The 26,274-nt window shown below is 69.0% G+C and carries 30 protein-coding genes and 1 pseudogene; 12 read left to right on the top strand and 19 right to left on the bottom strand.

Annotated elements, in window-relative coordinates:
• Positions 1-382: 382 nt before the first annotated feature.
• From DWB77_RS00160 to DWB77_RS00170, 3 genes are all read left to right on the top strand, one after another.
• Entirely contained in the window at positions 383-913 is a 531-nt protein-coding gene (locus DWB77_RS00160; protein ID WP_246033308.1) for a hypothetical protein, read from the top strand.
• A 107-nt stretch (positions 914-1,020) separates the two neighbouring features.
• A complete protein-coding gene (locus DWB77_RS00165; protein ID WP_246033309.1) occupies positions 1,021-2,013 on the top strand; it encodes a phosphoadenosine phosphosulfate reductase in 993 nt (330 codons plus the stop codon).
• Positions 2,014-2,046: 33 nt separating this feature from the next.
• The gene (locus DWB77_RS00170; RefSeq protein WP_120719331.1) at positions 2,047-2,400 is read left to right on the top strand and encodes a hypothetical protein; all 354 of its coding nucleotides are present in this window, start codon (positions 2,047-2,049) and stop codon (positions 2,398-2,400) included.
• 186 nt (positions 2,401-2,586) lie between these two features.
• Here DWB77_RS00170 and DWB77_RS00175 read toward each other — a convergent pair whose 3' ends face one another.
• Complete coding sequence (locus tag DWB77_RS00175; protein WP_120719332.1) at positions 2,587-3,054, bottom strand: hypothetical protein; 468 nt, start codon at positions 3,052-3,054, stop codon at positions 2,587-2,589.
• A 514-nt stretch (positions 3,055-3,568) separates the two neighbouring features.
• Between DWB77_RS00175 and DWB77_RS00180 the strand changes: the two genes are divergently transcribed.
• Entirely contained in the window at positions 3,569-4,300 is a 732-nt protein-coding gene (locus tag DWB77_RS00180; RefSeq protein WP_120719333.1) for a hypothetical protein, read from the top strand.
• Positions 4,301-4,818: 518 nt separating this feature from the next.
• Positions 4,819-6,006 carry a UDP-N-acetylglucosamine--N-acetylmuramyl-(pentapeptide) pyrophosphoryl-undecaprenol N-acetylglucosamine transferase gene (locus DWB77_RS00185; protein WP_246033794.1) on the top strand — a complete coding sequence of 396 codons (1,188 nt, stop codon included), beginning with the start codon at positions 4,819-4,821 and terminating at the stop codon, positions 6,004-6,006.
• Between the two features lie 21 nt (positions 6,007-6,027).
• Here the strand turns inward: DWB77_RS00185 and DWB77_RS00190 are convergent, their stop codons facing one another.
• The 12 genes from DWB77_RS00190 to DWB77_RS00245 form a co-directional block, all read right to left on the bottom strand.
• Positions 6,028-6,468 (bottom strand): low molecular weight phosphotyrosine protein phosphatase, encoded by a 441-nt coding sequence (locus DWB77_RS00190; protein WP_120719335.1) that lies wholly within the window; start codon positions 6,466-6,468, stop codon positions 6,028-6,030.
• Complete coding sequence (locus tag DWB77_RS00195) at positions 6,465-7,607, bottom strand: DegT/DnrJ/EryC1/StrS family aminotransferase (RefSeq protein ID WP_120719336.1); 1,143 nt, start codon at positions 7,605-7,607, stop codon at positions 6,465-6,467. The genes DWB77_RS00190 and DWB77_RS00195 overlap by 4 nt, the downstream gene beginning before the upstream one ends.
• Positions 7,604-8,617, bottom strand: a complete 1,014-nt coding sequence (locus DWB77_RS00200) for an ATP-grasp domain-containing protein (protein ID WP_120719337.1) — start codon at positions 8,615-8,617, stop codon at positions 7,604-7,606. Before DWB77_RS00200 ends, DWB77_RS00195 begins: the two co-directional genes overlap by 4 nt.
• A gap of 4 nt (positions 8,618-8,621) precedes the next feature.
• Positions 8,622-9,632, bottom strand: a complete 1,011-nt coding sequence (gene rfbB, locus DWB77_RS00205) for a dTDP-glucose 4,6-dehydratase (RefSeq protein WP_120719338.1) — start codon at positions 9,630-9,632, stop codon at positions 8,622-8,624.
• A 225-nt stretch (positions 9,633-9,857) separates the two neighbouring features.
• The gene (locus DWB77_RS00210; protein WP_120719339.1) at positions 9,858-10,367 is read right to left on the bottom strand and encodes a DUF6082 family protein; all 510 of its coding nucleotides are present in this window, start codon (positions 10,365-10,367) and stop codon (positions 9,858-9,860) included.
• A 76-nt stretch (positions 10,368-10,443) separates the two neighbouring features.
• The gene (locus tag DWB77_RS00215) at positions 10,444-10,662 is read right to left on the bottom strand and encodes a hypothetical protein (RefSeq protein WP_120719340.1); all 219 of its coding nucleotides are present in this window, start codon (positions 10,660-10,662) and stop codon (positions 10,444-10,446) included.
• 5 nt (positions 10,663-10,667) lie between these two features.
• Entirely contained in the window at positions 10,668-11,588 is a 921-nt protein-coding gene (locus DWB77_RS00220) for a hypothetical protein (RefSeq protein ID WP_120719341.1), read from the bottom strand.
• Positions 11,589-11,955: 367 nt separating this feature from the next.
• Entirely contained in the window at positions 11,956-12,624 is a 669-nt protein-coding gene (locus DWB77_RS00225; protein ID WP_120719342.1) for a class I SAM-dependent methyltransferase, read from the bottom strand.
• A 113-nt stretch (positions 12,625-12,737) separates the two neighbouring features.
• The gene (locus DWB77_RS00230; RefSeq protein WP_120719343.1) at positions 12,738-12,923 is read right to left on the bottom strand and encodes a hypothetical protein; all 186 of its coding nucleotides are present in this window, start codon (positions 12,921-12,923) and stop codon (positions 12,738-12,740) included.
• A gap of 244 nt (positions 12,924-13,167) precedes the next feature.
• On the bottom strand, positions 13,168-13,821 hold the full coding sequence (locus DWB77_RS00235; protein WP_120719344.1) for a class I SAM-dependent methyltransferase: 654 nt from the start codon (positions 13,819-13,821) through the stop codon (positions 13,168-13,170).
• A complete protein-coding gene (locus DWB77_RS00240; RefSeq protein ID WP_120719345.1) occupies positions 13,818-14,006 on the bottom strand; it encodes a hypothetical protein in 189 nt (62 codons plus the stop codon). Before DWB77_RS00240 ends, DWB77_RS00235 begins: the two co-directional genes overlap by 4 nt.
• 142 nt (positions 14,007-14,148) lie before the next feature.
• The gene (locus tag DWB77_RS00245) at positions 14,149-14,637 is read right to left on the bottom strand and encodes a hypothetical protein (RefSeq protein ID WP_216826800.1); all 489 of its coding nucleotides are present in this window, start codon (positions 14,635-14,637) and stop codon (positions 14,149-14,151) included.
• A 302-nt stretch (positions 14,638-14,939) separates the two neighbouring features.
• Here DWB77_RS00245 and DWB77_RS00250 point away from each other — a divergent pair, with 302 nt between their 5' ends.
• The 4 genes from DWB77_RS00250 to DWB77_RS38525 all read left to right on the top strand — a co-directional run bounded on the left by DWB77_RS00250 (position 14,940) and on the right by DWB77_RS38525 (position 17,717).
• Positions 14,940-15,824, top strand: a complete 885-nt coding sequence (locus DWB77_RS00250; RefSeq protein WP_246033310.1) for a helix-turn-helix domain-containing protein — start codon at positions 14,940-14,942, stop codon at positions 15,822-15,824.
• A complete protein-coding gene (locus DWB77_RS00255; protein ID WP_246033312.1) occupies positions 15,821-16,051 on the top strand; it encodes a DUF397 domain-containing protein in 231 nt (76 codons plus the stop codon). The genes DWB77_RS00250 and DWB77_RS00255 overlap by 4 nt, the downstream gene beginning before the upstream one ends.
• Before the next feature lie 279 nt (positions 16,052-16,330).
• Complete coding sequence (locus tag DWB77_RS00260) at positions 16,331-16,867, top strand: S1 RNA-binding domain-containing protein (RefSeq protein ID WP_281280081.1); 537 nt, start codon at positions 16,331-16,333, stop codon at positions 16,865-16,867.
• Positions 16,868-17,159: 292 nt separating this feature from the next.
• A complete protein-coding gene (locus tag DWB77_RS38525) occupies positions 17,160-17,717 on the top strand; it encodes a hypothetical protein (protein ID WP_246033317.1) in 558 nt (185 codons plus the stop codon).
• A gap of 298 nt (positions 17,718-18,015) precedes the next feature.
• On the opposite strand, the pseudogene DWB77_RS39500 reads toward DWB77_RS38525, so the two are convergent.
• Positions 18,016-18,672, bottom strand: a pseudogene (locus DWB77_RS39500) (hypothetical protein); the annotation flags it as partial.
• Between the two features lie 768 nt (positions 18,673-19,440).
• Between DWB77_RS39500 and DWB77_RS00270 the strand changes: the two are divergent.
• A complete protein-coding gene (locus DWB77_RS00270; RefSeq protein ID WP_120719349.1) occupies positions 19,441-19,638 on the top strand; it encodes a hypothetical protein in 198 nt (65 codons plus the stop codon).
• 158 nt (positions 19,639-19,796) lie between these two features.
• Here the strand turns inward: DWB77_RS00270 and DWB77_RS37395 are convergent, their stop codons facing one another.
• Both DWB77_RS37395 and DWB77_RS37400 read right to left on the bottom strand, forming a co-directional pair.
• Positions 19,797-20,195 (bottom strand): DUF6415 family natural product biosynthesis protein, encoded by a 399-nt coding sequence (locus tag DWB77_RS37395; protein ID WP_162952290.1) that lies wholly within the window; start codon positions 20,193-20,195, stop codon positions 19,797-19,799.
• Positions 20,196-20,272: 77 nt separating this feature from the next.
• Positions 20,273-20,413 (bottom strand): hypothetical protein, encoded by a 141-nt coding sequence (locus DWB77_RS37400; RefSeq protein ID WP_162952291.1) that lies wholly within the window; start codon positions 20,411-20,413, stop codon positions 20,273-20,275.
• Between the two features lie 245 nt (positions 20,414-20,658).
• Between DWB77_RS37400 and DWB77_RS00275 the strand changes: the two genes are divergently transcribed.
• Entirely contained in the window at positions 20,659-21,429 is a 771-nt protein-coding gene (locus DWB77_RS00275) for a GntR family transcriptional regulator (RefSeq protein ID WP_120719350.1), read from the top strand.
• 147 nt (positions 21,430-21,576) lie between these two features.
• Here the strand turns inward: DWB77_RS00275 and DWB77_RS00280 are convergent, their stop codons facing one another.
• Together DWB77_RS00280 and DWB77_RS00285 are read right to left on the bottom strand one after the other, a co-directional pair.
• Positions 21,577-22,146, bottom strand: coding sequence for a Uma2 family endonuclease (locus tag DWB77_RS00280; RefSeq protein ID WP_120719351.1), 570 nt, complete (start codon positions 22,144-22,146; stop codon positions 21,577-21,579).
• A 98-nt stretch (positions 22,147-22,244) separates the two neighbouring features.
• Complete coding sequence (locus DWB77_RS00285; RefSeq protein WP_120719352.1) at positions 22,245-22,661, bottom strand: DUF4357 domain-containing protein; 417 nt, start codon at positions 22,659-22,661, stop codon at positions 22,245-22,247.
• A 296-nt stretch (positions 22,662-22,957) separates the two neighbouring features.
• On the opposite strand from DWB77_RS00285, the gene DWB77_RS00290 reads away from it, so the two are divergent.
• Entirely contained in the window at positions 22,958-24,763 is a 1,806-nt protein-coding gene (locus tag DWB77_RS00290; protein ID WP_162952292.1) for a zeta toxin family protein, read from the top strand.
• 298 nt (positions 24,764-25,061) lie between these two features.
• Here DWB77_RS00290 and DWB77_RS00295 read toward each other — a convergent pair whose 3' ends face one another.
• Positions 25,062-25,382 (bottom strand): hypothetical protein, encoded by a 321-nt coding sequence (locus DWB77_RS00295; RefSeq protein WP_120719354.1) that lies wholly within the window; start codon positions 25,380-25,382, stop codon positions 25,062-25,064.
• Positions 25,383-26,274 lie beyond the last annotated feature (892 nt).

Genomic DNA, 26,274 nt, shown 5'->3' on the forward strand with positions numbered 1-26,274 from the left:
GTAGCAGCAAGGATTGCCCTCACGAGCAGCTTTGGGCAGCAGTCAGCACCCACACGGCGGGAGCGTGCTCGGGGGCACTGAGGAATACGGCACCTCAGTCTCCCCCGTTGAGGCTCACGACTAGGGATTCCGATCAGGCGCTGAGGTCGACTTCGGCAAGGCGCGGATCGTTCCGCTGGCTAGACGCTCAGGTGGTCCTAGTGGGTGCCTTCACTGGCGCCGCCCTCGATCGCGGTCAGGCACCGAGCAGGTCACTGCCGCCAACCTGCTCCAGTCACTCAACGCATCGACTCATTGGTCACACGCAAGGTGACTTGGAGGGATTGCCCCCGTCGGTGCGCAGAAGCGCCCCTACACCGAATCTCTGGAGTGCTCGCGCTTCGTGCTGCTGAATGAGTGCCCGGGCAATACCGAGAGCTGGTTCCTGGCCCGCTGCTTCGATGCCCTGCTCGCCAATGGGGTGCGGGGCATCGTCTCGTTCGCCGACCCCGTCCCACGGCGGACCGCCTCCGGAGACCTGGTCATGCCCGGGCACGTGGGGACGATCTATGCGGCGGCGAACGCCCTGTATACCGGGCGGGCAACCGCACGAACGGTGAAGCTCCTGCCAGACGGCACTGTTTTCCACGCGCGGACGGCGCAGAAGATCCGTCGCCGGGAGCAGGGCCACAAGTACGCCGAGGCGCAGCTCCGCGCGCTCGGTGCTCCGCGGCCGCGACCGGGCTGCGACCCAGCCGTGTGGTTGCGCGAGGCCCTCGCCGCAGTGGGCGCGCACAATGTCCGCCACCGCGGTGCGCACCGCTACGTCTTTCAGCTCGGCAGAACCCGCCGTGAGCGGGAGGACATCAAGGTCGACGTCCCCGTGCTTCGCCCCTACCCCAAGCAACCCGATCCCGAGCCGACGGTCCGCTGACCGGGGCTGCGCTGCCCTCCCCTCTCGGCCACCAACCCGACCACTGCCACCCCCACGTTGGAGTCTCCATGTCCGGCTGCTCTGTCCACGACCCACATAGTGGGCCCGTGCTGACCTCGTACGACCTCATCGCCCCTCAACTGTCCGGCGGCAACGACAGTGCCCTGACCATGTGGTTGCTCATGGACGCCGCCCGTGCGGCGGGGGTGACAGAGCGCGTCCGCAGCTTCCACGCCTGCCTCGGCCCCCTCGACTGGCCTTCCGTGACCTACCAGGGCACACGCTGGCCGGGCGTGGCCGAGCTGGCTGCGCTGCAGAGCACGGCCTTCGGCCTGCCCTCCGAGCAGCACACCCAAGTCACGCGGACCTTGCCCGGCCCCGGCGGACGGATGCCGCACTCGCTGCTCACCGAAATCGCGGCCTACGGCCGCTTCCCCCGGATGGGCAGCAAGTTCTGCACGAAGGCCGCGAAGGAGTCCGTGGTCTCCATGGCCTGGACCCCCTACGTCACCGAGATGTCCCGCGAGCTCGGCCGGCCGGTACGGATCCTGAAGGTCCAGGGCCACCGCCGCGACGAAAGCCGCCGCCGCGCCACCATGGCCGCCTTCCGTACCGTGCAGGCCAACAGTGCTCGCATCGTCGACGAATGGCTGCCCGCCCTCGACTGGCCGCGCCCCGCAGTCCGTGAATGGAGCCAGGACCACCCCCGTCTACGGCACTGGACCTACGATTCCGTGCCCGGCGCCGGGGACTTCCAGGGCACCTCACGCTGCTCCTGCAGCCTGTGCTCCTTTGCCGGGCTGCGCGATCTGCTGCTCGCCGTCGCACGCCGGCCCCGGCTCGCCGCCCTGTACGCAGTAGTCGAAACCGTCCGCGGCGACCGCCTCCGCCCCGACTGGAGCATCACCGACCTGATCCGCCACGCCGCCACCTGCAAAACACCCGAACCCGGAATCATCTGCCCCGACAACGGACCCGACTTCACCGCCCTCGAGCGCCAAGTCCGCACCCAGCTCACACAGCCGCCCCGCAAGCCCGTCGGTCTCGCCGCCCACCACACCGGTCGGACGCTATGCGAAGGCTGCCAGGCAAGCACCTGACCACCGCCTCCCCGCCACGGAAGAATCGGACCGATGACCTACCCCACCGAACACCTCATGGACCTGGTCGCGCTCGCGTACACCACGACCGACCCCGACGAGCTGCTCCGGCTGCTCCGCGACAGCCATCAGCTCTACCACCAAGGCCTCGCCGAGACGCGCGCCGCAGTCACGGGTCAATGCCAGGAGCTGCCTGATCCCATACTCCTTGAACAGTGCCGCACGCAGCAGCTCTTCCTGCCCGTCGACGCCACCCGCGAGGACGCTCTCTCCGCGCTCTCCTTCGCCCGCTGGGAGAACACTCCCACCGCCCTTGCTTACAGCTCCATCGCCGAACGCGCCGCAGCCCACGGCGTGAGCCTCCTGCCCGAGGAGGGAAGCCCGTAGGGGCCGTTCGCCTGCCGGCCCTCAGCCCGGCGCTGCTCGGGCAATCGCCTTCCCGGAGGTCTCCCGTAGCCCCTCCATGAGTTTCTCTTTGACCGCCTACCTGCTTGATGTCGCCGAGCCCCGAGCTTTGACCGGATCCCGCGATGAGCAGTTGCTGAGGCTCATCCGCGACGAGTCCGCCGACGTTCAGATGTGGGCCCGGATCTGCTTCACCGGATGACCCCAGCGGTCCGCCAGTGCGGTCAGCCCGTCCTCGCTGAACCAGAGGCGTTCGGGGTTCCAGATGGCGATCTCGAAGCGGGCGAATCCGCACGGCCAGTCGTACTCCAGCACATCCAGAGTGGTTGACCCGCCACAGCACGGGACCTCGATCGCAAGCGTGGTGAACCCGTCGTCGCAGTGGGCCTCAAGGAGGTCGCCCCACCACTCCTTGTCGATGGCTGCCTGGCGCAGGGGACAACCGATCCTTTGCAGGTTGCCCCCGCTGTCAACAGCGGTCACCACGTCGTGCCACGTCACGTCGAGCTCCACGTCCACGCCGTCGGCAATTCCGGGAGTCAGCTCCTCGACGAGCTCGATGACGTGATCAACCGCATCGCGATCCGGCTGCCACTGCGGATCACTCGGAATGATCGACAGGACGTCCTCGCTCACAGCTTCCCCACCTCGCCAGGCCACCACAACGTCGCGACGGGATGCTATCGATTGCATGTTCTGATGCTGCACCTCCCTGGACCCGGTGCCCGACACGGCCAGTGAGGTGTTTCTGGAACTCGGCAACATTCCAGAGACGGCCCAGCAGCAGATGATCCTGGAACCCGCCGGCATCCGTTCTTGGTTCTCCCCTACGCAGCCAGTCACGCCATGCCTCGGCTGGATGCGCCACGCAGCGGCACGCCCGGGCCTCGGCGTCATCGCTTTCTGCTCCCGCCGAGAAGCCCCCACAGAAGCCCACGTGAGTGGACGGCGGGGCCTGGCCGGACGAGCGTCCGGCCAGGCCTCGCTGCTCATTGCAGCTGCCGTGCTTTCCCGTGGAGGCAGCAGGCCCTTCATCGGCCGCACGGAAAGTGCGTCATCTCCGATGGACCCACGCCCCCATCTTCTGCCATTATGGAGGAACCAAGGGGGGCTTGACCGCCCCGCCAACTCCTGTGGGACGGATCTCCGCATGCCCTCCACCGCCAACCGCGCCCGCCTTGTGGGCACCGCCGAGATCGGCGAAGAGTTCGGTGTGAGCACCGGAAGCGTCACCCTCTGGTACAACAACCGGGCCACCACGGGATTCCCGGACACCGTCGGCACGAAGGGCCGGGCACGCCAGTGGGAATACGGCGCGGTCAGTGACTGGTTCGCAGCCAAGGAGAAGCCCCGCCTTCAGGAGGCCGGCGCGGCGATCGCCGGCGACCCGGACGAGCTCCTCAACGCCACTCAGGTCGCCAAGGCCCTCGGCTACAAGAACGCCAACCAGATCACCAACTACCTGCGCAACAACCCCGGCTACTTCCCCGAGCCCGACGTCGTCGAAGAGCTCGGCACGGCCGATCGCCCATGGACCCGTAAGCAATGGCGGCGCTCCACCGTCGCCGAGTGGGCTGCTACGCGCCGCGGGAAAGGAAACCGGCGCGACCTTGCCCGTGAAGCGACTCTGCCCGACGTATCTCCCGAGGGCGATGCCGACGAGCTCTTGGCCGCCCCCGCCGCGGCCGCACTCCTCGGGTACAAGAACACTGCCAGTTTCAGCAGTTCCCTGTCGCAGGGGAATCTCCCCCTCCTCAAGGAGACGGACGGGATCCTGCCCGCCGCTCGCGGAAGCAGCCCAGCCTGGACCAGGCGCCGTATCCTCGAACAGGCCACAGAGCGCTCGAACAGAATCAGAAGGACTTCGTCCCCCGCAGGGTGACGTACAGACACGGTGTCTGGTCAGGGTTGTTGATGCCCAGGCGGGCCAGAACACCGTCCGGTGGCCGGCACGGAGGAGTCGCCAACTCCTCCCCCGCGGCGGCACACGCCGCCGCGGACCGGCCACTGCGAGCCCACACACAAGGCGACCGGGTATGACCAAGCTTTCGTGCTTGGATGCGGACTGCTGGCCCGTGCGTGCGGCAAGCCCTGAGTTCTCCTGCCATACGGCCGGAGACGAGAAGGCCCTGGATCACCGACTTCACGGCTGGCCGGGCGGTTGTTTTTGGGGCGGACGGCAGACTCAACATCCGCATGCCGCAGGGGATCAGGACCCGGGGTGGTGGAGGTGTGAGGTCAGGCGGGGCGCGCGGAGGACATCGTGGCGGGGCCGAGGAGATGGTGGCCCGCGCGAAGTGGCGCAGCGCGCGGCTGGGGTGTGGGAGGCTCTGTGATCTGGCCTCGCGTGCGGGGGCGCAGCCTGATTCGGTGATCTTGACGTCGGACTGGAGTTCTTCTGTGGCCGGTACCTCCTCCCCTCCTACGGCCGGCAGGCCGTTTCGTCTGCTCGTAACGGGAGGCGGCACGGGCGGACATACGTATCCGGCACTCACTGCGGTACGCACGTTGCGAGCGCGGTTGGCTGCGGACGGACGGGCGCTGGAGGTTCTGTGGGTGGGGCAGGCCGACAGTCTGGAGTCCCGGGTGGCCGCCGCGGAGGGTATTGAGTTTGCCTCTGTCGCGGTGGGCAAGATTCGGCGGTCGAGTAATCCGCTGAAGATGGTCTCGCCAGCGAACGTGGCGGACATGAGCCGGGTCCCGCTCGGGGTCCTTCAGGCCCGCAAGGTCATCGCGCGGTTCGGCCCCGATGTGGTGCTGGCGACCGGCGGCTATGTCGCGGTCCCGGTCGGTGTGGCCGCGACGCGGCTGTGCCGGGTGCCGCTGGTGGTGCACGAGCAGACGGTCCGGCTCGGGCTGGCGAATCGCACGCTCGCCGGGGCGGCGACCCGGATCGCCGTGTCGTCGGAGTCCACCCTGGCGCTGCTGCCGGAATCGGTTCAGGGCGCGGCCGCGGTGACGGGGAACCCCGTGCGGCCGGAAGTGTTGAGGGGGCAGGCCGGGAAGGCATTCGAGGCGCTACCGCTGCACGGCTTCGACCGTCGCCTGCCGACGGCCTACGTAACCGGGGGTGCGCAGGGCTCCCGGCAGATCAACGAACTGGTCGCAGAGCTGCTGCCGTGGCTGCTGGGCCACGCCAACGTGATCCACCAGTGCGGGCCCGACAACCTGGACGGCCTGCGCCGCCAAACCGCGGACCTGTCACCTGTATTGGCGGGCCGCTATCACTTGACCGCCTACGTCGGCGCGGAGCTGCCCGATGTGCTGGCGCTGGCCGACGTGGTGATCTCGCGCAGCGGCGCCGGGACGATCGCGGAACTCACCGCGCTCGGCAAGGCCGCGGTCTTCATTCCGCTCGCCACGGCGGCCGGCAACGAGCAGGCGCACAACGCCCAGCACCTGGAGCGGGCCGGGGCAGCCGTGGCCCTGGTCGGCGAGGTGACGATGCAGCGCCTGCGCGAGACGGTCGCCCCGCTGCTCACCGATCCGCGAGCGCGGGCCGATATGGCAGAGCGGGCCCGCGCGCACGGGCGACCTGATGCCGCCGAGCGGCTCGTGGATATCGTGCTGGCCGCAGCCGGGAACTGACCCGACGGCGCGCCGGGAGCATCACGGCAGGTGGGGCGCGGCGCCGGCCTCGATGATCGCCGCGCATTCGGTGAAGTCCTGCATGGGCTTGCCCATTGGGTCGGGGACGTCCTGGCCGTCGTCGAGGTATAGCCGCATCTTGTCGCTGTTCTGCGGGCCGCCGATGTCGTGGAGCCGCTCAAGGACCGAGCGGTCCATGGCAAGGACGACGTCGGCCCAGTCGATGAGGGTGTAGTCGACCTGGGCCGGGTGGTGGCCGGTGAGGTCGTAGTCGAGCGCCCTGGCCGCTTTGACCATGTTGGGGTGTGCCGGGCCGCCGACCCATTTGTCGATCAGGCCTGCCGAGCGGACCTCCAGCGCGTCACCGCCCTGGACACCGAGGACGAGGGCGGCGAACGGACTGCGGCAGTAGTTGCCCAGACACACCGTCAGGATGCGTCGCGGTCGTACGGATGCGGTCATCGGTGGACTCCGGTCGCGTCGAGGGCCAGCTGGAGAGTGGAGGCGACATAGCGAATGTCGTCGCCGGTCAGATGCTGATGGAACGGAAGGGTCATGATCTCGCCGCCGAGCCGCTCGGTGACGGGCAGCGGCCGGTGCCAGGCCTTGAACGCGTGCTGAGTGTGGTTGGGCGGGTAATGCACGCCCACCGCGACCCCCTGCTCGCGCATGAACCGCCATACCCCGTCTCGGTCGGGGACCCTCACCACGGCGAGGTGCGGCACGCAGTGGTCCACGTCGACGTCCACCAGGGCGACGCCGGGGATGCCGCTCAGCGCGGTCCGGTAGGTGCGCCACAGGTGTCTGCGGACGCTCTCGGCCGTCGCGAAGTGCGCGAGCTGAGTGGAGCCGATCGCCGCGTTGATCGCGGACATCTGGTAGCGGAACGCGCCGGGCTCGGTGACCTGGTAGGCGGTGGACGCGGCCCGCTGGGATGCGGACTCGACGACCCCCAGCAGCCGCAGGTGCCTGAGCCGGTAGGCCTCTTCGCGGGTGCGGGGGATGATCGCGCCGCCCTGGCCGCAGGTCAGGTTCTTGATGGGGCCGAAGCTGAAGCACGTCAGCCGCCCTGTGGCGCCGACCCGCTTGGGTCCCTGGTGGGAGCCGAAAGCGTGGGCCGCGTCTTCAACGACGGTGATGCCCCGCTCGGCGAGGAGCCCGTCCAATGAGCTCAGGTCGACGGCTCGCCCGCCGTACAGGACGGGCAGCACGGCGGCGGTGGTGTCCGTGAGAGCGTCCAGGACGGCCGGGGCGTCCATGCACAGGGTGTCGGGGTTCACCTCGGCGAAACGGGGGCGGGCGCCGGCGTGGAGGATCGCCTGGATCGTGGCGCAGAACGTCAGGGACGGAACGACGACCTCTTGGCCCGCGGTGACGCCGGCGACCAGGAGAGCGAGGTGGAGGGCTGCGGTGCCCGAGGACACGGCGATCGCGTCCGGCACGTCGAGCAGACGCGCGACACCGTCTTCGAACTCCTCGACGACGCTGGTGTGGCCGTAGTGGCCGCTGGCCAGCACCTCGGCCACAGCGACGTGTTCGGTGCCGTACAGGTAGGGGGAGGCGTTGCGTCCGGCGCCCGGCCGGGGCGGGGTCGCGGTCACGGTGTCTCCTCGGCTCGGGGCAGCAGGGACTGGTCGCCGGAGGTGAGCGTCTCGGTGTAGTGGGTCAGGAAGATGCCAGGCTGATAGGTGAGTCGGTCGTGGTCGACGGGACGGTGGAAAAGTCCGTTGACCATCTGGCCGACCAGATCCGCACCCGCGGCCTCGGCCAGGGCGAAGCCGCCGGCGACGCGCACATTCAGCTCGGTGATCACCACCGGCTCGGGCCCGGTACTGGTGATGAAGCCCTGCACGCAACACAGGCCGGCCGCCCCGACAGCCGTCAGGGTCTGCCTGACCCGCGCCTCGACGCGGGCGTCGTCGAAGGTGGTGGCGACCGCCGACAGGCCACCCTTGACGAGGTCGCGGCGGCGCAGGATCACCGAGGCCCGTCCCGCGCGGTCCACCAGGCAATCGGCGGTGAACTCCGCGCCGCGGATGCGCTCCTGGACCAGCGCGTCGGGGACCAGCTCGCACAGGACCCGGGCCTGCTCGGCGGTGGAACAGAAATAGACGTCCTGCGCCCCATGCCCGCGGCGCGGCTTCACCACCAACTCGTCTGCCACGGAACCGAGTTCGTGGATCTGGTGCGGCAGGACGCTCCGTGGTGTCGGGATGCCGTGGTTGGTGAGGGCCTTGTGGAAGGCGGCCTTGTCGAGGCAGGTCTGGACGGACGCGGCAGTGGGCAGCCACATGCGTACGCCGTTCTGAGCCAGGGTGCGCTGGGCGGCGAGCAGCGGGATGAGGTCGTTCTCGATGCCGACGACGATGGCGTCGGCGCGGGTTTCGCGGCACACCCTGATCATGTGGGCGGCGTAGGCGGGGTGATCCGCGCGCGGGCTGACGCGACCGATGGTGTCGGGAAGCAGGAGGCCGGGGACCAGCGGCTCGGCGTCGGTGCAGATGAGCTGATGCCCGAGCCGTTGCAGGCTGCGGGTGAGGCCGAAGCCCGGGTTCGCGCCGACGCCGGTGACGACGATGCGGCGGGCCCGAGCGGTCTTCTGCGCGGCCATGGGGTCACGCTCCCGTGGGAGAGGAGTCGACAGCGAGTTCAGCTTTCGGCGCTGTAGGGTCGCGGTGGGCGGGGGCCCAGCGGTCCGGGTTGTCGCGGTACCAGCGGACGGTGTCGGCGAGGCCTTCCTTGAGCGTCCGTTCCGGCTCGAAGCCGAGGGCGCGGATCTTCGACCAGTCCATCGCGTAGCGGATGTCGTTGGAGCGGCGGTCGGGCACATAAGTGACGGCATCCCAGCCGGCGCCGCACTCGGCCAGCAGCATCCCGGTGAGCTCCCGCGTCGTCATGTCCGTGCCCCCGCCGATGTTGTAGATCTCGCCGGGTTCCCCGTTGCGCAGCACGAGCTCCAGGGCGGCGCAGTTGTCGTCGACGTGGAGCCAGTTGCGGACGTGCTCACCTCGGCCGTGCAGCGTGACCTGCTCGCCGCGCAGGAGCCGGGAGATGGAGAGCGGGATGAGTTTCTCGGGGTGCTGGCAGGGCCCGTAGTTGTTGGAGGAGCGGGTCACGCAGACCGGAACACCGAAGGTCTGGTGGTAGGAGAGCGCGATCAGGTCGCTCGCGGCCTTCGACGCGGCGTAGGGCACGGTGGGCCGCAGTGGATCGCGTTCGGAGGCGGTTCCGCTGGGCAGTGGGCCGTAGACCTCATCGGTGGAGACGTGCACGAAACGCTCGACGCCGAAGCGGTGGGCCGCGTCGAGGAGCATCTGCGTGCCCAGAACGTTCGTCATCAGGAACGTGCCGGCCTCGTAGAAGGAACGGTCCACGTGAGACTCGGCTGCCAGGTGCACGATCACCTGGCTGCGCCGCACGTAGTAGTCCACCAGCTCCTGGTCAAGGATGGTGCCTTTGACGAACGAGAGCCGCGGCGAGTGCAGTTCTTCGCGGAGGTTCTCGATGTGGCCCGCGTAGGTGAGGGCGTCAAGCACCGTCACTCGCGTGACGTCGTCGGCGCGCAGCAGGCGTTTGACAAGGTGCGATCCGATGAACCCGGCGCCGCCGGTCACCAATACGTCCATATCCCGTAACCCGTCTATGGATTGAGCTGGGAAGCGGCGGCGCGGGGGCCGCCAGGAGAGGGGCTGGCTCATGGCCACGAGCACGTTTGTTCGCGGGCGGCCACAGGCAGGCCTGTCTGTAGAGCACCACCGGGGCGCGTTGAGGGGAGTGCGGCGCCAGAGGAGTGCACGTCGCGTGCACAAACTGCACCCGGACGTGCTGGAACCACGGCCCTGTGCTCCCGCTCACTGGCCCCGTGCCAGAGGCGGCAGGGTGGGTTGTTCGCGGATGATTTCGGCATGGGTTCGCTCCCCGCCGGCTGCGCGGAAGGCGGTGTCGACCAGATGCCAGAATTTGCGTCCCGACTTGGTGGGAGCCGACTGCTGCCACCGCTTTTCCCTGGTCAGGGCCCACATCAGGGTGCCGCCGTCCAGCCTCATGAAGCTGGACAGGTTGACCTTGAGGTCGCTTGTGCTGATCACGCCCGCGCGGCGCCCGCGCCGGTACCACTCCAGCCACCGATTAAGGGTGAAGAACTTGGGGTCCTCGCCGGGCTTGACCCACGGCTCGTACTGCGAGCTCCATGCGGGATCGGTCTCGGGGTCGCGGATGATGTCGGCCAGGAGGTCGCTGTGCACCTGCATGGCCACCAGCTCCTGGCGCTGGCGGTGGTGGCGGTCCGCGAGCAGCAGATGCGCGGTGCCGAGCGCCGCGACCGTCAAGGAGATCGGGATGGAGGGCGAGCGAGACGACATGGATTTCCTTATGGGCGAAGTGGGTTGGGAACAGGAGCCCTGATGCCAGCAGCAGTGCCGGGGCGTCAGTTCTTGCTCAGGGGGCGGGTGCGCGGTCGCGCACGGCGACCACCCACGACCGGAAGGCGTCGCTGCTGCGCGCCGGTGTCAACAGGCCCTCGCGGGACAGCACGATGAAGGCCTCCTTCACGTCACGCATCGGCAGGCCAAGGTCGCGGGCGGTCGGCGCGAGGAACAGCCGCGTCCCCGCCGGCCACACGCCGCGCACGATCCGCTGCCGTACCCGCTTCGTCACCGGCGTCACAACGCGAGCCGCCGCTCGGCGAGATGGTCGGCGAGGAAGCGGCTGACGGGCTGCGCGGTGTCGTGCTCCAGCTGCCAGAAGTCGCCGGCAGGGTCGACGCCCTCGAACCACCACGCGCCGTCCGGGTCGGCCCCGAGGTCGAGGACGAGGTACGTCAGACCGAGCCGCGCGGCGAGGTGGTCCATAGCCGTCTGGATGTCCTCGGGAATCACGGCCACCGGCAGCATCGCAGGCGGCTTCACGCCCCGGTCGCGTTCCCACGGCGCGATGTCGTGCAGCGGGACTTCGGCGGCGAACAGCGTGCCGTCGACATAGACGATGCGCACGCGGTGAACGCACTCCACGTACTTCTGCACGATGGGAGAGAGAGCGTCTCCGTAGGTCGCGCCCAGGCCGCCACCGGTGCCGGTCATGTGCGGCTCGCCCCACGACAGGAAGCGGACACCGCCCTTGAACTCGGTCGAAAAGCGCGACAGCGTGTACGGGTCGCGGTCGATCGCGACCGGCAGCGTCGGGAGACCTGCTTTCGCGGCGGCGATGAGCTGCACGGCCGGGGACTGCACCCGGTAGCGGTCGTCGGGGCTGCCGATCCACAGAATGTCCTCGCGCGTACGCAGCAGCGCTTCGAGTTGGATCTGCCCGTCCGGGCCCGCCGGGTCCTCGGGCGAGGTGACCGGCGGCCGCCACAGCACGGACACGATGTCATTGGAGTGAGCCGTCACGTCCTGCACGGTCACCTCGAACCAGGCATCGCCGTCGATAACGCGCGCGCTGAGCATCGCCAGGCCACCGATGTCCGCCGGGTCGATGCGCACCACCTCGACGTCATTGCTGCGGAGCCGTAGCTGCCGCTCCACGCGGTCGACGCCCAAGTCCTCCACCGCCGCCACCACCAGGACGACGCGCTTGCTCTCCACTACATGCTCCTCAAGAGGTCAACGGACTCAGCACAAAGCCGCAGGGGTGTGCAGGGTGCCCGGCCCCGCCGCTATCGAGACACAGCGGGGCCGGGCGCTGCCCGGGACTGCAATCCGGGGCAGCGACCGCGCGGCGAGGGGCCCGGAGCCGATCCCAAGCTCTGGCGTGCCTGCCGTGCGGTCCAGGGCCCCGGTATCCACTCCAGGGCCCGTACAGGGGGTGCCGTGCCCGGCCCGGAACCTCGGCCGGGCACGGCGGCCGCGGCCGTGACGGGGGCTCAAGGACCATCCCCGCTACGGGGTCCTGAGCGCGCGGCACACTGCCTGGCGGCCAAGGCCCGGGGGACATCCCGGGCCGTCTCGGTGGTCAGGAAGGGCGTCTGCCGCGCACGATGACCGTGCCCGAAAGGCCTTCCTTCGTGGGTGGCGGCGGCACCGTCCACGCTTCCTCCTCGGTGAAGCCCGCCGCTTCGAGGAAGTCCAGCCACTCGCCCGGCGCATACGACCAGCGGTGTGCCGGCAGCACGTCGGTGTGCGGAGTCCGGCCGTGCTCACCGTCCTCGGGCGGCCGGTGCGAGAACACCAGCACGCCGCCCGGCTTCAGCCGGTCCCAGATCAGCGGCAGCAGTACCTCGGGGTCACAGAACCAGACGCCGCCGAACACGGAGACCACGGCGTCGAACTCCTCACGGCACCGGGTGAGGAACCGCTCGGCCGTGTCGTGGTGGAGCTCCAGGCGGTCGCCGTGCGCGGCACGCGCGGCGTCGACCTGGGCGCGTGACACGTCGACGCCGACGGCGCGGCCGCCGAGCGAGGCGAGGTGGGCCAGGTTCGCGCACGCCCCGAACCCGAGGTCGAGGACGCTCGTGCCCGGTCCGCACGGGATGAGCTCAACGCCCGGCCCGTGCGCAGGGAATAGCGTCCACTGCGTGAAGTGGAACCGCTCCGGGCCGCGCGCCCAAATCTGGTTGCGGTCCCTCGTGGCGTACGCGTCCCAGGCGGCTTCCTCGCTCGCGTATGGGGTGTCCTCGTCCATGCTTTCCCCTCCCGGCTGGTGGTGCTGGATAGTGCGGGCCCGGCACCCAGCGGGGCTCCACGGGGCGGGATTTGCCGCCTCGGGGCCGGGCCCGCAGGCCCCTCTGCTGTCGGTCAGAGGGACGACTGGAATGCCGACGCGGCTGGCTGTGCGGCCGCCGCCGGCGCGGTCGCGCGGAGCAGTACGCGCGGCCGGTCGCCGCGGGCGAGCGCGGTGGCGCGGTCCGCCAGCGACCGGCGGCCGCGAAGCGCTGGCGGGCCGGTCAACTTCGCGGCGGCCCCCGAAACGAGCTGATTCACGGTGCTGCTCCTGTCGGTCCAAGGAGTGGGCACAGTCCGTCCGCCACTCGCTCGGGCCCGGGGAGGTGTGGGCCTGGCGGACGGACTGCGCCAGGGGGCCCGGCACGACACGCTCATGGGTGGGAAACCACGGTTCCAGTTCGGTTGAAAACGAGGTCGAGCGGGGTCGTGCCGGGGGGCTTGCTACCGCCAGCTGGCCGGGACACGGGCATGGAACCCTTCACCGGCCGGCAGGCGGAATCCTTTACGCGAGGCTGGAGTCCACGGGGTTCTGCAAGACGAGCGCGATCGTCTCGCCGTCCGCGTCCAGCCTGTAGTGGTCCAGGGACCGCCACCGCTGCCGTAGCGCCGACAGCTGGTCCTTGGTCAATCCACGGTGCGGCACCTGGTGCGCGCCCGTCTCGGGCGCCGCGGGCAGCTTCTCCGCGACCTTCGTCACGACGTGCAGCACACCCTCCGGGGCGAGCCACCGCCGGACGTCGGTCAGGAACCGGGCCACGTCCAGGTACGACAGCGACAGACGGCACGTCACGATGTCAATACTGTTCGGCGCCAGGAACGCCGGGATCGGGTCCGTGTTGACGTCCCACCGCTCGTACGTCGGATGCTGCCCGGCCCGCGCGCCGAGCGACAGGTTCCGCGCCTTCGACAGCGCCACCGACGAGAAGTCGAAACCGCGCACCTCGGTACCCATGGCTGCCAGGGCCCGCGTCCACTCGCCCGTGCCGCAGCCGATGTCCACGGCCCGGCAGCCGACCCGCATGTCATTTGCCTCACGGATCGTCCGCACGGACCTCTTGAACAGGGCGGCTTCGTTCCTGGTCACCGGCTCAAAGACGGCGCCGTGCCGGTACGCGAGGTCCCAGTGCGCTGCGGTGCGTTGCTCCTCGATGATCACGCGGCGTCCCCCTCGGGCCCGGACTGCACGAAGTACGCGAAGCGCCGGGAGTTGGACGTGCGGCGCAGGTCGGCGTCGGCCGCGACACCGAAGACATTGACCAGCTCGGGCCCGGACAGGGCCGGAAGGAGCTCGCCGAGGGCCTGCTGCGGCACTCGGCGCGGAAGCGGCGACGGGGTGAACATCGGGGGCCTTCCTCAACGGGTGGACAGGAGTAGGAGAGACATGCTGATCACGACGCAGACGGCGACGATGCCGGCTGGGGGAGCCAGTGACGCCAGCGCTTGTCGAGCCACGCGACGTGCCGGTTGGCCCGGCATAACCGGTTCACGCGGCGGTCTCCGGCACAACCAGCGCCACGAACGCCGGCCGACCGCACAGGAACGCAAGCTGCGCCAGGTATTCGTCCGCGTCCGGGCTGATGTGCCGCCGGTTCAGGACGATCACGCCGTCGGCGAAGCCCTCGTGGACGTACCGCCGCACCATGAGCCAGTCCTTGCGCTGCATCGGCGGCAGCATGCCTGCCGGGTCGACGAACATCCTCGTCATGTGCCAGCCACGGCGCACCGCTTCCGTGCGGAGCATCTGCTCGACGTCGGCCGGGGCCTCGCCGAACGTGACCTGGACGTACCCGGCGACGCGGCGCCGGCGGCAGGCCCGGCCCGCAAGGGCCATGTCGTTCATACGCTGACGCTTCCGGAACAGCAGCTCACCAGCCGTCGGCTGCTGGCCGCGTATCCCGGTGATCTCGGCGTGCGACTCGTGGTCGCGGTCCATCCAGTCGGATCGTGCTCGTCGTGCCGTGCTCGGTGACATGGGGGTGTCTCCGTCAGTGGGACGTCTAGTGGTCTGGCGAGCACCGCCCCTGACCAGCGTGGAGGGGGTGTCAGGAGCGGCGCCCAGACAGCCGGCGAGGGGGTAAGCCCGGCCTTGAGCAGCCACAGGCGAGGCAGGGTGAACATAGAAAAATCCCACCAACTGGCGTACGGCCAGGGCCTGTTGCTCGTTCAGCATGGACCCATTGCGGGGAGTGATGCAATATGAACGTCGAGACCCGCAAAAGAACATTCGGCCGGACGGCATCGTCAGACCAGTCGACGACGTGCCAGACTGCGCCCATGACTCAGAAGTCCGCGCCCATGACGGGAAAAACGGCGCTGCCGACCATCAAGCGCCGCCGGGTCGGCGCCCAACTGAGGCGCTGGCGTGCGGAGATGCCATCAGGTGAGGCAGCGAAGCTCATGGGCTGGAGCAGTCCGCGCCTGAGCAGGGTGGAGCGAGGGTTGTACAAGATCTCGGCCACGGACGTGCGCAAGATCTGCGGCTTCTACGGCATCGAGGACAACTCGGCGATCGAGGAGGTGGCGAAGGTCGCGGAGGAGCCACCTGGCGGTGGATGGTGGGCGCCATACGTCGGCCGCGTGAGCCAGCCCTACCTCGACTTCGTGGAGCTGGAAGCTGAAGCAGAGACGATCTGTACACACCACCCGGTTGTGATTCCTGGTCTGTTGCAATCCGCAGGCTACGTACGCGAGATCATTGGCCGCGACCCGCTCTCACCAGTCAAGGAGCAAACCGCCGAACAGCTAGTTTCGATTCGCCTGGCACGTCAAGAACTGCTCAGCCGCACTGACACGCCGGTCAACGTCCACGCGATCCTGCCCGAATCAGCTCTGCACGCACGCTTCGAAAACCCTGCGGTCATGCGTGATCAGCTACGCAAGCTGCTCGACATCGCGGAGAGACCGAGCACGAAGGTGCAGATCGTTCCCCTGACGGCAAGGCCCGGCGTCGGCTCCAACGGCCCGATCACCGTCATGTCGTTCCGCCACCCTTGGTCGCCGGTCGCAAGCCTGGACAACTCGATGGGCGGCACGCACACCGAGGACGCAGAGACAGTCGACTACCACGCAACGCTATTCGACAAGTTGGCGAACACAGCACTTCCCGTGGACAAGACACGGGATCTCATCAGCGAGTACCTGGAAGGACTCCACAAGTGAGCAACAAGAAGATCTACACGGCGCCGGAGCTGGTAGGCGCCCACTGGCGGAAGTCGTCGTACAGCGGTGACAACTCGGGCCAGTGCGTGGAGGTAGCCGACCTTATCGACACCTCGTACGCGGGCGTCGCCGTCCGCGACTCGAAGAACCCCGCCGGCCCAGCGCTGCTGCTCGACCCGCAGGTGTTCGCGGGCTTCATCGGCGACGTCGCCCACGGTCGGATCTGAGCCGCGCCACCTAGAGGACTGGCCCGCTTCCCCCACGTCGAGTGCGGGGGAAGCGGGCCAGTGTCGTACATACGTACCCGAAGGCGCCGTCAGCCTACCGGCGCATCCTGACGCAGGTCAGCTCCTCGGCATCCGCAGCGAGAAGGGCATCCGCTGGGGTGGGCGCCCCCTCAACACCGCGGCGTGACCACCGCAGAACCACTCGGACATACGGCGCACGGCCCCCTCGTGAAAGGCTGGACAGCATGAGCGGGCCGTTTGAAGAAACCAGAACTTCAGGTGTTCCTGGAATCACTGCACAGCGGCGAGCTCCTTTCCGGCACTGTCGCAGCGATCGAACCCTTCGGCGTGTTCGTCGCCCTGGACGAAGGCCCCGACCACCCGGTCTTCCCCGGCGGCGTCGGGTTCATCACGAGCCCCGAACTGTCATGGCGGCGCATCGAAGCAGCCTCAGACGTCGTTCAGGTCGGGCAGCGCATCACCTGTGAGTTTCTCCAGTTCGACACGTGGAACGCAGAGGCCAGACTGTCCCTGCGGGCGACGCAACCCGACCCCTTCCAGGCGTTCGCCGACCGCACCGCGGTGGGCCAGAAACTGCACGGACGGGTCACCAAGCTGGTGCCGTTCGGCGCCTTCGTGCAGGTCGCCGACGGCATCGAGGGGCTAGTCCACTTGCGAGAGCTCGCCCGGACGCCCGCGGACGCACCGGAAGATGTCGTCCGACTCGGCGACAAGACCACGGTCATCGTCACCGAAGTCGATCGGGAACAACGCAGGCTCGTCCTCTCCCGCCGCCAGGCCACCCTTGACCGCTGACTCCCCTCACCGGAGAGCGCACCGCGCAGTGACGAACGAGCTCCTACACGGCGAACCCATGCGGTCACAGCACTAGCAGGTCGGTGCCAGCGGGAGCGTGCGGAGCCGCGCGCACTGGAACTGGCGGTGTGCTGTGTGGCGATCTGGCTGCGGGCAGCCGGGGCGGGGGCGCATCGTGGGTTCCGGGAAGCTTGGCCGCCATGGCTGGGCAGTCGGCTCCGGGTGGAAGGGGACTGTGTTGTACGGGGAGCGGAGCGGATGGTGCAGGGACGGGTTTGTGTCGCATGAGGGCATGGTGGGGGTGCTGCTGGCTGATGGCAGCGAGCCGAAGCCAGCGCTTTTCGACCTGGGCAGCGGCAGCAATTTCCACGAATCGGCCTTCTGGCGCCACTACGACGGGAAGTTCCGCCGGCCGGTAGCGGCCTCGATGCGAGGCCGGTGCGCGTGCGGCTGGCGCGGGACGACGACCTACCCCATCAACTGGGAGGAAGTCCGCGAGAACGGCGACCCCGACGCGTACGACACTTCAGGACCGTACACAGACTGGGCGGCCCACCTGGATGAGGTTGCCGAGCGGGCCGTTCAGCTGCCCGATGACCTAACCGGGCTGCTGAAGCAGGTTCACGAGCGGTTGAACCGGCTCATGATGGAGGACGACGACGCGCTCGCGACGGTGCTGAAGGCCTGCGACGAGATGGAGGCGATCATCGCCGCGACCGGCCCGGAAGCCGCCCGGATTCTTGACCGCGACCAGGCCGAAACCCTGGCCCGGGCCGCCGCGGACCTCGGCATGACCCAGGAGGCGGCCCGCTCGCGCCTCGTGCACTACCAGCACCTCGCCTGGCGCTGACCTGCCGGCTACCACGACTCGGCAGGTGTGACGCCAGGCCCTGAGCGGTGCGTACGCCGTGAGCCCGTTCGTACGCTGCCGTGCTGGGCCGGGAGGGCCCCGCACGTCTGCCATTGTCCCAGAGGTCCCCGGGCCAGCTTGCGGTGTCGTCAGTGGGCGATGCCGTCGATGATCTCGCGGGCGCCTTGCCGGAGCAGAGAGACTGCGACGGCTGTGCCGAGGGTCGCAGGATCGAGGCCGTCATCACGGGCTGGAGCGTGAGGGAGTCGGCGCCCTCGCCGATCCAGCGGGCGGCCTGCACCAGGACGTCACGGTCCGCACGGCCGGGTTCGAGCTGGAGACCGCGCCGGTGACCGGCCCGCGGATCGGTCGCCATAAGAGCTTTGAACGGGTCGTACAGGCTGGTGTGTACGGCCACGTTCGGGTTCACGGCGACGTCGCGGTGCCCGGCTTCGTCCAACGCGGTGCGGACCGCACGGATGGAGCCGTCGAGCATGGCGGTCGGCGAGACGGCGTCCGCCCCGGCGTCCGCGTGCTGCACCGCCATCGCGGCCATCAGCCCGTACGTCGCAGGCAGGTCGAAGTCCCCGTCGGCGGTGCGCAGCACGCATTCGCCGTGGTCGGTCCACGAGCAGCCACAAACCTTCGTGGTGACGGCGAGGCCGGGAGCGGTCGCCTTCACGAACCCGATCGCCCGGACCATGCGGTTCCCGGGCGCGAGGGCGCCCGTGGCGTGGGCATCGCGGTCGTGGCCGTAGGCGAACACCTTCACGCCGACGATGCCGAGGGCGGCCCAGCGCGCGACGGTCTCCGGGATCTCACCGGCAGGGGACGCGCCGGGAAGATCGGTGGTGACGGGGTGATCGTCGGGAAGTGCGAGGAGCGGCGCGCTGAGGTCGGCCGCCGTGAGGACGGGGCCGCGGTACAGACTGCGGATGGCGCTGCGCGCCCGCACCGGGTTGATCCCGGCAGGGGCAGCGGTGTCCCTGAGCGGTGAGCGTCATGGGGTCGAGTAGATACCGACAGGGCGTCGGAAAGCAGGGCGCACGGGCTCGCCACCGGCGCATAGAACCCGGGCGAGTGCTCCGTACTGAGCGCCTCACCTGTTCGCAGCCGGGGCTACGGTCCCGGTCGGGTCAGCGGAGAGCTTCCGGGTTGTCGACGCCTTTGATCGTGGTGCCGAGTTCCTACTCGATCTTGTTCAGCGCGGCCAGTTCGCCGTCGACCGAGTACGCGGCGCCGGACAGGAAGCCTCGGCGGTCCAAGTCATCCCTCCAGATCGGCATCAGGGCGTCCAGCGGGTCGTCGCCGATGGACAGTCCGATGCTGTCATTCTCCCAGTCGGCCGTCCGCGACGATGACCTGCCGTACGCGACCCGAACCGTCGCGGCGGTACCAAACCTGACCCAGGATTAGATGGCCAGACAGCCACAGTGGGTAAAGCCTCGGTGCCGGGGTCAGTACGCGCCGCAGACGACCGTCAGGCTGATCCCCATCCGGCTTCTTCTGCCAGGGTGGGCCACCCCATATACACGGCATGGCCGGGGGTCAGCGGTGCCGTCGCCGATCGTTCGGGATTGGGCAAGCCGCAGAGTCGCATGCGTAGGTTGGTTCGGATTCTCTCTGCCTCCCATGTACCGATCCCCTCCGCGAAGGCCTTGAAGGTCTGGCCGCAGGCCAGGGACCACAGCAGAGCCATGCTCTCGTCCGGGAGGTGGCCGGGATGCTGGGGACGTGGGTGGTCTACCAGGCGATGGCGCAGCGCGAGGGCGACCAGGCCGGCGCGGGTGGTCCGATGGCCGACACGTTTGATCAGTTTCCGGACGCACCACGACACTTGGTCAGGACTGACGGCGAGTGCTTCTGCGATGGCCCTGTCCGTGCTGCCGATGACGAGGAGTTCCAGGATCTTTCGTTCTAGCGTGCCGAGGTCCTCGAGCCCCGCAGGGCAGATGCCGTCGAGGACTCCGGGGGGTTTTGCCCGGCAAAGGCGTGCGTGGACGTAATGATCAGAGGCGCCGACGGGACCATCGTGGGTTCTCTCCGCGCGGAGCGGAACTGTGCGGTCTGTCTGGCTGCTCATGACAACCCTCGCGGGAGCGTTCGGTTCGCTGGTATCAGTCGCGCTCTTTCCGCGGGTTGCTCCTGCCGCTGGACTGTCGGGTCCTCGGTAGTCAGGCGCAGGAGTGCGCGGCAGTGGCGTGCGAGGTCGCGTACAGCGTCGTGAGCGAGTTCCGGGTCGCTGGGCAGGCTGGCCGTGGCCTTGTCCTGGATGAACAGAAGGGCGAGTGCGAGTAGTTCAGCGGATGGGTTGCCCTCGCGGAGTTCGACGGAGATACGTTCGGCCATGGTGGAGGCCAGGGGGCGCAGGTACTCGCGCAGACGTTTCTGCCGGCGAGCACTCGTTTCTGGCGAAGGCACGGTCGAGCAGCGGTCGAGGATGCTGTCGATCGTCTCGGTGATGTCGTCGGCGTCCAACGGCCTCGGTGTCCCGGGCGCGATGCCATCCGCAGGCCAGCCGAGCTGCGGGCTGTGTGCGGGAGAGCTCGAGAGGGTCACGGCTCCCTCCGATCGAGTTCTACCCAGAAGACCGACTTCTTGTTGCCTCCGGTCAGGTCGTGTCCGAAGCGGACATCTGCGCTGGTGAGGGCGGCGAGGAGTCTGGTGTGGGCTGTCTCGCTCAGGTCGTCGGGCACGTCGGCCTCTATACGGATCAGGCCGGGGGTCTCGTCGGTGCGGGGGGGTCGTGCCGAGTTCGGCTTTCAGCATCGAAGCGACCGCTGTGGCCGCAGCTGCCCCCGACGACTCCACAGTCCCCCCGGCACACCATCAATTACCTAACGTAGTGCTGATGCATTAGTTTGTTCCTAATGCATTAACTTGTCAATCGGAGGCCAGCAGCCGTCCCACCACTGTCGTCCGAGCACTACGGAGATCCCGGATGGTCCCCGACGAGCCGCCGCCCTATCTGAAGGTCGCCGACGATCTACGCCGCAGGCTCACAGGTGGGGAATGGACCGTCGGCGATAAGCTGCCCTCCCGCGCCCAGCTCGCCGCCCACTACCAGGTCGGCCCCAACGTCCTTCAGAAGGCGCAGGAGCGCCTGATCGTCGAAGGGCTGCTTGAAGGCCGGTCGGGTTCTGGCACTTACGTGCGGGCGCCCCGAGAGCGGCGGCGCCTGGTCCGCTCCCGTCACCGGGAGCAGCGTGGGACCAGCCCGTTCAAGGCCGCCATGGACGAGTTGGGCGTCAGCGGAAGTTGGGATGCCCACTCACAGGCCCGTACGCCAGCCCCGGACGGCATCGCGCAGCGGCTCGGCATCGCCCCAGGGGACCTCTGTGTGCGCACCGCGTACGAGTTCCTCGCTGACGGCCAGCCCGTGCAGACCTCCGTCAGCTGGGAACCCATGGCGATCACCGGCGATACTCCGGTGCTGCTGCCGGAGATGGGGCCGATGGCCGGCAAGGGAGTGGTCGAGCGGATGCGGTCCATCGGGATCGACGTCGATGAAGCGGTTGAGGTCCCCCGGCCTGCCCGCGCCACTCAGGCGCAGGCCAACCTGCTCGGCATCAGCCTCGGCGACCTCGTCCTGGTCATTGAGCGCACCTTCTACGACTCTGATGGCCGCCCTGTGGAAACCGCCGACATCGTGGTTCCCGACGTCCGGTGGGAAGTCGCCTACGAGTACGGCGTCCTGCCTCGTACCGAGTAGTTCCGCTCGGCGGGTGGCCTGCGCGATGTGACCGTCACCCGTGTCAGCGGCTCCTGCCGAGAGGTGTCGCAACCAGGGCGTTCGACTGGCGGTCCGAGCCCACGGATCGGGGGAAGTGCCCGCCTGTGTGCCTTGCAGCCGTTCGTGCTATTGCCGGGCGAGCCCGGCGGGGTCGATCTCGAAGGGGAACGGGGTCTCGATCCGGGTGGCGGTCCCGGGGAGCGCGATAGCGGTTTCCGTGTACCGGCCGCTGTCCAGTTCGCTGATGATCAGGCGGGGGGCCGGGTCGAATTCCAGACGCCAGTAGTGGGGGATCGCGGCTTCGGCATACAGCAGGGGCTTGAGTTTGCGGTCCATGGTCTTGTTGCCGGGCGAGACCAGCTCGATGACCAGCTGGACCGCGTCGGCATCGATACTGGCCTGGTCCTCTGCGGTCGCGCCCGCGTCGGCGACGACGATGTCCGGCACGACCAGACCGGAGGGCAACGTGACGTTGATGGCTTCGAGTACCTCGACCGGGGTCCCAGCGGCCCGTGCTGCGGCGTCGAGGGCGACATGGAGGCGGAAGCTGGCGCGCTGATGGCGCAGCCCAGGGGCGGGAGACATCACGAGTGACTCCCCGAGCAGTTCGTAGCGAACGGTCCGGTCTTCGGGCAGAGACAGGACGTCGGGGACGGTCCAGGGCCCGTTGTGGTGCGTGAAGCTGGCAACGCTCATTCCTTCCACCTCCTCATCGCGTAGCACTGACCAGTGTGGCCTGCCAGGCGGCTGGTGTCGTGGGCGATTCCGCAGTCGGCCGGGTGACGGTGTCCGGTTCAGCCGCCGTGGCGGCCCTGGGCCAGGTCGCGCCGCAGGTCGTCCAAGGTACGGCCGTCCGGCAACTGCCACAGGGTCCAGCCGTTGATGACGTTGCCGGTGATGGCCTCGGCGGCCTTGGACGGGGAGGGGAAGACGGCGGCCTGGCCATCCACGATGAGTTGGCCATCACTGGTAACCACGGCTCGCCCCTGGCGGCCTGCCCGTCGCTGATGGAACGCGAGGATGGTGCCCTCTGCGAGCAGCCCCGCCTTCATGAGCTCGGCGAGCGGTCCGTGGGGAACCACGGGCGCCACAGGAGAGCTGTTTTGCTCCCCTCCGCCCAGGGAGAGCGTGACGTGGACGGTGTCGTCTCCGCCGGCCTTGGCGAGGTGAGCGAACACGGCGGGATCGAAGTGGATGCTGAGTGTGGGCATGTGCGGACCTCCCGGGTTCGACGCGGAGCCGTCGGCCGGCCCCCTCCTCCTGCTGTTCGCTTCTGACACCAGGCAGCAAGAGCTTACATCTACTTCAGCATGCAGCGGTAGAGCAGTGCAGGCGGCGCCGGTTTACGGGTCCATTGCGGCGACCAGCCCCCATCTCCCCTATTTAGCACGGGCATTGCATGGCCCATGGGGCCGAGCGAGTCGACCGCGCGGGAATACCGCGGACGTGATGTAAGTTCTCCTCAGGTGCTTACGTTGGAAGATGTTTCGAGTGGTTGGGGGACTTGGTGAGAGACAGCGACGTCGCGCCGGTGCTGCTCGGCGAGGGCGAGCACCGAGCCATCCTGAACAACCTGATCCTGCCGGACTGGACGCGCGGCGCGGTCCGCCAGGAGCAGCCGGTCCTGATCGTTGTCGCCGGGCCTCCGGGCAGCAGCAAGACGGCCGTCGCGGACGTGATCCACGCCGGACTGGGCCAGCGTGGCGGCGCGGTACGGATCGGCTCCGACCTCTACAAGCACCGTCACCCCCACTACAGCGCGCTGGTCGCGGAGAACGACCGGACCGCGGGGGTCCGGGTGCGGCCCGACACCCGCCGGTGGCAGGCTGAAGTCGAGGAGTACGTACGGCGCCATGGGTTCGACGCCGTGGTGGAGAGCGCCGCGGCCGATCCCGGTCAGTTCCGTGCCGACGCGCTCGCCTACCGGGCATCCGGATACCGGATCGAGCTCGTGGTCGTCATAGCGGCCGAGGCCCTGACCCAACTGCGAGCAGTCAGCCGCTATCTGAGGGAACACCGCCATGTGTCGTGGGAGAACCACGACCTATGCGCCCGTGGCCTGCTGGAGACGCTCGCGGTTATCGAGGCCGAGCAGCTCGCCGACCAGGTCACCGTGGTGGGGCCCGGCATCGACTTCGTGTACCGCAGCGAGGTGGTCAGCGGAGCGTGGACGGGAGGCAACGGCGCCGCCGTGCGGGCCGTGCGGACCGAACGCGGGCGCCCGTGGTCGGCACGGCAGACAGCCGCGTTCAGCACGGAGCTGTACGAGGCCCAGGAGCAGGTCCACCAGCCGCAGGTGACACGGGATCAGCGCCTGGTGGTGGCCGGGCCGATCGAGCGGGCCCGCGCGCTGGCCGAACCGGTCCGCAGGATCGCCCAGGTCCGCGCTGACGCCCCAGGGGTCCACTACCACCAGTTGTCGCGGTCCGAACACCAGTGGCTCTACGACGAGCTGATCGCACCGTCATACCTGGACAGCGTCACCTCCCAGGAAGCACCGGTAGCGGTAATCGTGGTCGGCGAGCCCGGCGCAGAGGTGAGCCGGACCGCCAACCTCGTGCAGCGTGCGATGCCCGGCCGGGCCCCAGTCCGGCTGGCGTACCAGGATTTCGAGGCGTTCCACCCGGACTCCGAGCAACTGTGTTCCGAGCACCCGTTCACCGACGGAGCAGAGATCCGCTCCGATGTCGAGGCGTGGATGGCGAGGATCACCACGGCTCTCCGCAACCTGCGCGCTCACGTGATCGTGGAGAGCCACCCGGGCAGCGTTCAGGAAATGCTCGGTGAGGCCGCGCTGTACGTCTCGGCCGGCTTCCGGGTCGATATGGTCCTGCTCAGCACGCGTGCAGCCGACAGCCGCCAGGCCACCGCCCGCCTCCACGCCCTGCTGCAACGGCAAGGGGTCCCGAGCCGCTACATCTCGCGGACTCGCCACGACCGGGTCCGCCACACGGTCGCCCAGCTCGCGCGGACCGCCGAGACTCACCCCGCCCTTACCTCCGTGCTCGTCCTCGGGCCGGACGGCAACGCGGTCCACCGCAACGAGCGGACCACCAGCGGAGCACTGACCAGGCCGGTCCGCGCGGCAGCGGCGCTGACCCGGGCGCGGGTGCAGCCCTACACCCTTAAGGAGGCGCACTGCTTCCTCACTACCCACCGCGCCCTGCGTGCCGCGCTCCCGCAGCATCGCGACGACCTCCACCACACCCTCGCACTCGCGCACCCGCTGATGCCCGCCGTATTTCGCCCACCCTGCCTTCCCCGCCCAGGTCAGGCGCTTTACCTGCCCGTGCCGCTGCCGGAGCGGTTGTGAGGAGACACGCCGAGCCGTGGCATACCCGGCTAGCACGAGCATTCCCCGCATGGCGACGCATGTGAGAGGGCCAGCACGTGACCTGCCGGGCGCCCCTGCGCCTTCGCGCTTCCGGCAGGAGCGCGGTGGCCGGCACCTAGAAGCCTGCGGGCATCGTGCAGTCCAAGTCCTCGGCTGGCCCGGCGCTTTCGGCGGCCCGCCCCATCGCGTCATCACGCCGGCCGCGCGGCCTGACGGCGGCGCAAGCTGATCGATGAGGGCCGGACGAAGCAGGACGGTCTCCAGCCCCCGGCTCCACCTACTCGGCCTCCAGTTCGCTGAACCGCACCGCGTAGAGGGCGGTGATCCGGGACGCCTGGCCCGGATCAGCGAGCAGCGCCTTCTCGTCCGCCTTGGCTGTCTTCACTGCGGCCGTCAGCTCCTCGGTCCGTGCCGCATCAGGCCGCGCGGCACGCCGCTCCTCAAGGATCTGCTGCATGCACCTGCGGATGAAGCGGCGCAGCACCGCCCGGGCCTCCTCGAACGCGTCCCCCTCGTATCGGGAGTCGTCCGGCTCAAACGCTCCCGAGGCTCCTTCCCCGGGAGGAATCCGACCGGGCGTGGACTCGGGTTCGTGCACGGCTGCCACCTTGCTGTTTCGGGAAGGGAAGGACCATTGTCCGCCAGTTGTTGGCCAAAGCACGGCGGTGGCGGTCACACGGTTCCGCGATGGCGCGGCGCACAGCTCCAACGCTGCCTACAGTGGAGGCAGTTGATCTTCTATGGGGGTGTCGTGGTCGAGCGGGGCATGGATCTGCGCACGCTGTTCAGCACGAACGACCGCGCTCTGCGCGCGGAGGAAGCGTTCACCAACCGGCAGGCCCAGTGGCAGATCATCGCCGAGGCGCTCGCTGAGCATCTGCACACGATTTCGTTGCCCGGCTTCGACGTGGAGGACCTGGAGGCGGCCCGCCGCAATGTGGTGGCGCTCCACGGTGTCGGAGGCGTCGGCAAGACGGCGTTGTCCCGGACCGTCGAGGCAGCACTCGCCGACACCTCGCGCCGGCCCGCCCAGTGGGGCGCGCCTCCCTGGCCGGAGCAGGTGCGGATTCTGCCCGTCCGGATCGACCTGGCCCGCTCCGAGGGGATCGACTTCGAGCGGGTCGTGTTGCTGCTCCGCCTCGCCCTCGCCGCGACCGGCCGCCCGATGCCCGCCTTCGACTTGACGCTGCGCCGCTATTGGGAGAACGCCCACCCCGGTGAGCCGCTGGAGGAGTACCTGCGCCGCAGCGGCCTCCTCGCACAATTCGGGAAGGTGCTGCCCCAGCAGATGGAGGGTGTGCTCGGCGAAGTCGCCCAGGCGCTGCTGCTGCCCGGCATTGTCGGCTCCGCCGTCGGGAAGGTCACCGGAGCGCTGGTCACCGCGCTGCGCGAGCGGCGCCAGGCCGTCCGCGCGCTCGCCGGATGTACGCGCTTGGCCGACCTCTTGGAGGCCGAGCCCACCCTCGACGCGCTTTCCTTCTACCCGCACC

It is taken from the genome of Streptomyces hundungensis (assembly GCF_003627815.1).
GTDB lineage: Bacteria > Actinomycetota > Actinomycetes > Streptomycetales > Streptomycetaceae > Streptomyces > Streptomyces hundungensis_A.

What these genes read in the sequence shown, in the direction of transcription:
- DWB77_RS00170 (WP_120719331.1), top strand. Translation starts at nt 2,047, where the DNA reads ATGACCTACCCCACCGAACACCTCATGGACCTGGTCGCGCTCGCGTAC.
- DWB77_RS00180 (WP_120719333.1), top strand. Translation starts at nt 3,569, where the DNA reads ATGCCCTCCACCGCCAACCGCGCCCGCCTTGTGGGCACCGCCGAGATC.
- DWB77_RS00190 (WP_120719335.1), bottom strand. Translation starts at nt 6,468, where the DNA reads ATGACCGCATCCGTACGACCGCGACGCATCCTGACGGTGTGTCTGGGC.
- DWB77_RS00200 (WP_120719337.1), bottom strand. Translation starts at nt 8,617, where the DNA reads ATGGCCGCGCAGAAGACCGCTCGGGCCCGCCGCATCGTCGTCACCGGC.
- rfbB (WP_120719338.1), bottom strand. Translation starts at nt 9,632, where the DNA reads ATGGACGTATTGGTGACCGGCGGCGCCGGGTTCATCGGATCGCACCTT.
- DWB77_RS00210 (WP_120719339.1), bottom strand. Translation starts at nt 10,367, where the DNA reads ATGTCGTCTCGCTCGCCCTCCATCCCGATCTCCTTGACGGTCGCGGCG.
- DWB77_RS00225 (WP_120719342.1), bottom strand. Translation starts at nt 12,624, where the DNA reads ATGGACGAGGACACCCCATACGCGAGCGAGGAAGCCGCCTGGGACGCG.
- DWB77_RS00240 (WP_120719345.1), bottom strand. Translation starts at nt 14,006, where the DNA reads ATGTTCACCCCGTCGCCGCTTCCGCGCCGAGTGCCGCAGCAGGCCCTC.
- DWB77_RS00245 (WP_216826800.1), bottom strand. Translation starts at nt 14,637, where the DNA reads ATGTCACCGAGCACGGCACGACGAGCACGATCCGACTGGATGGACCGC.
- DWB77_RS00250 (WP_246033310.1), top strand. Translation starts at nt 14,940, where the DNA reads ATGACTCAGAAGTCCGCGCCCATGACGGGAAAAACGGCGCTGCCGACC.
- DWB77_RS38525 (WP_246033317.1), top strand. Translation starts at nt 17,160, where the DNA reads ATGGTGGGGGTGCTGCTGGCTGATGGCAGCGAGCCGAAGCCAGCGCTT.
- DWB77_RS00270 (WP_120719349.1), top strand. Translation starts at nt 19,441, where the DNA reads ATGCTGGGGACGTGGGTGGTCTACCAGGCGATGGCGCAGCGCGAGGGC.
- DWB77_RS00275 (WP_120719350.1), top strand. Translation starts at nt 20,659, where the DNA reads ATGGTCCCCGACGAGCCGCCGCCCTATCTGAAGGTCGCCGACGATCTA.
- DWB77_RS00280 (WP_120719351.1), bottom strand. Translation starts at nt 22,146, where the DNA reads ATGAGCGTTGCCAGCTTCACGCACCACAACGGGCCCTGGACCGTCCCC.
- DWB77_RS00285 (WP_120719352.1), bottom strand. Translation starts at nt 22,661, where the DNA reads ATGCCCACACTCAGCATCCACTTCGATCCCGCCGTGTTCGCTCACCTC.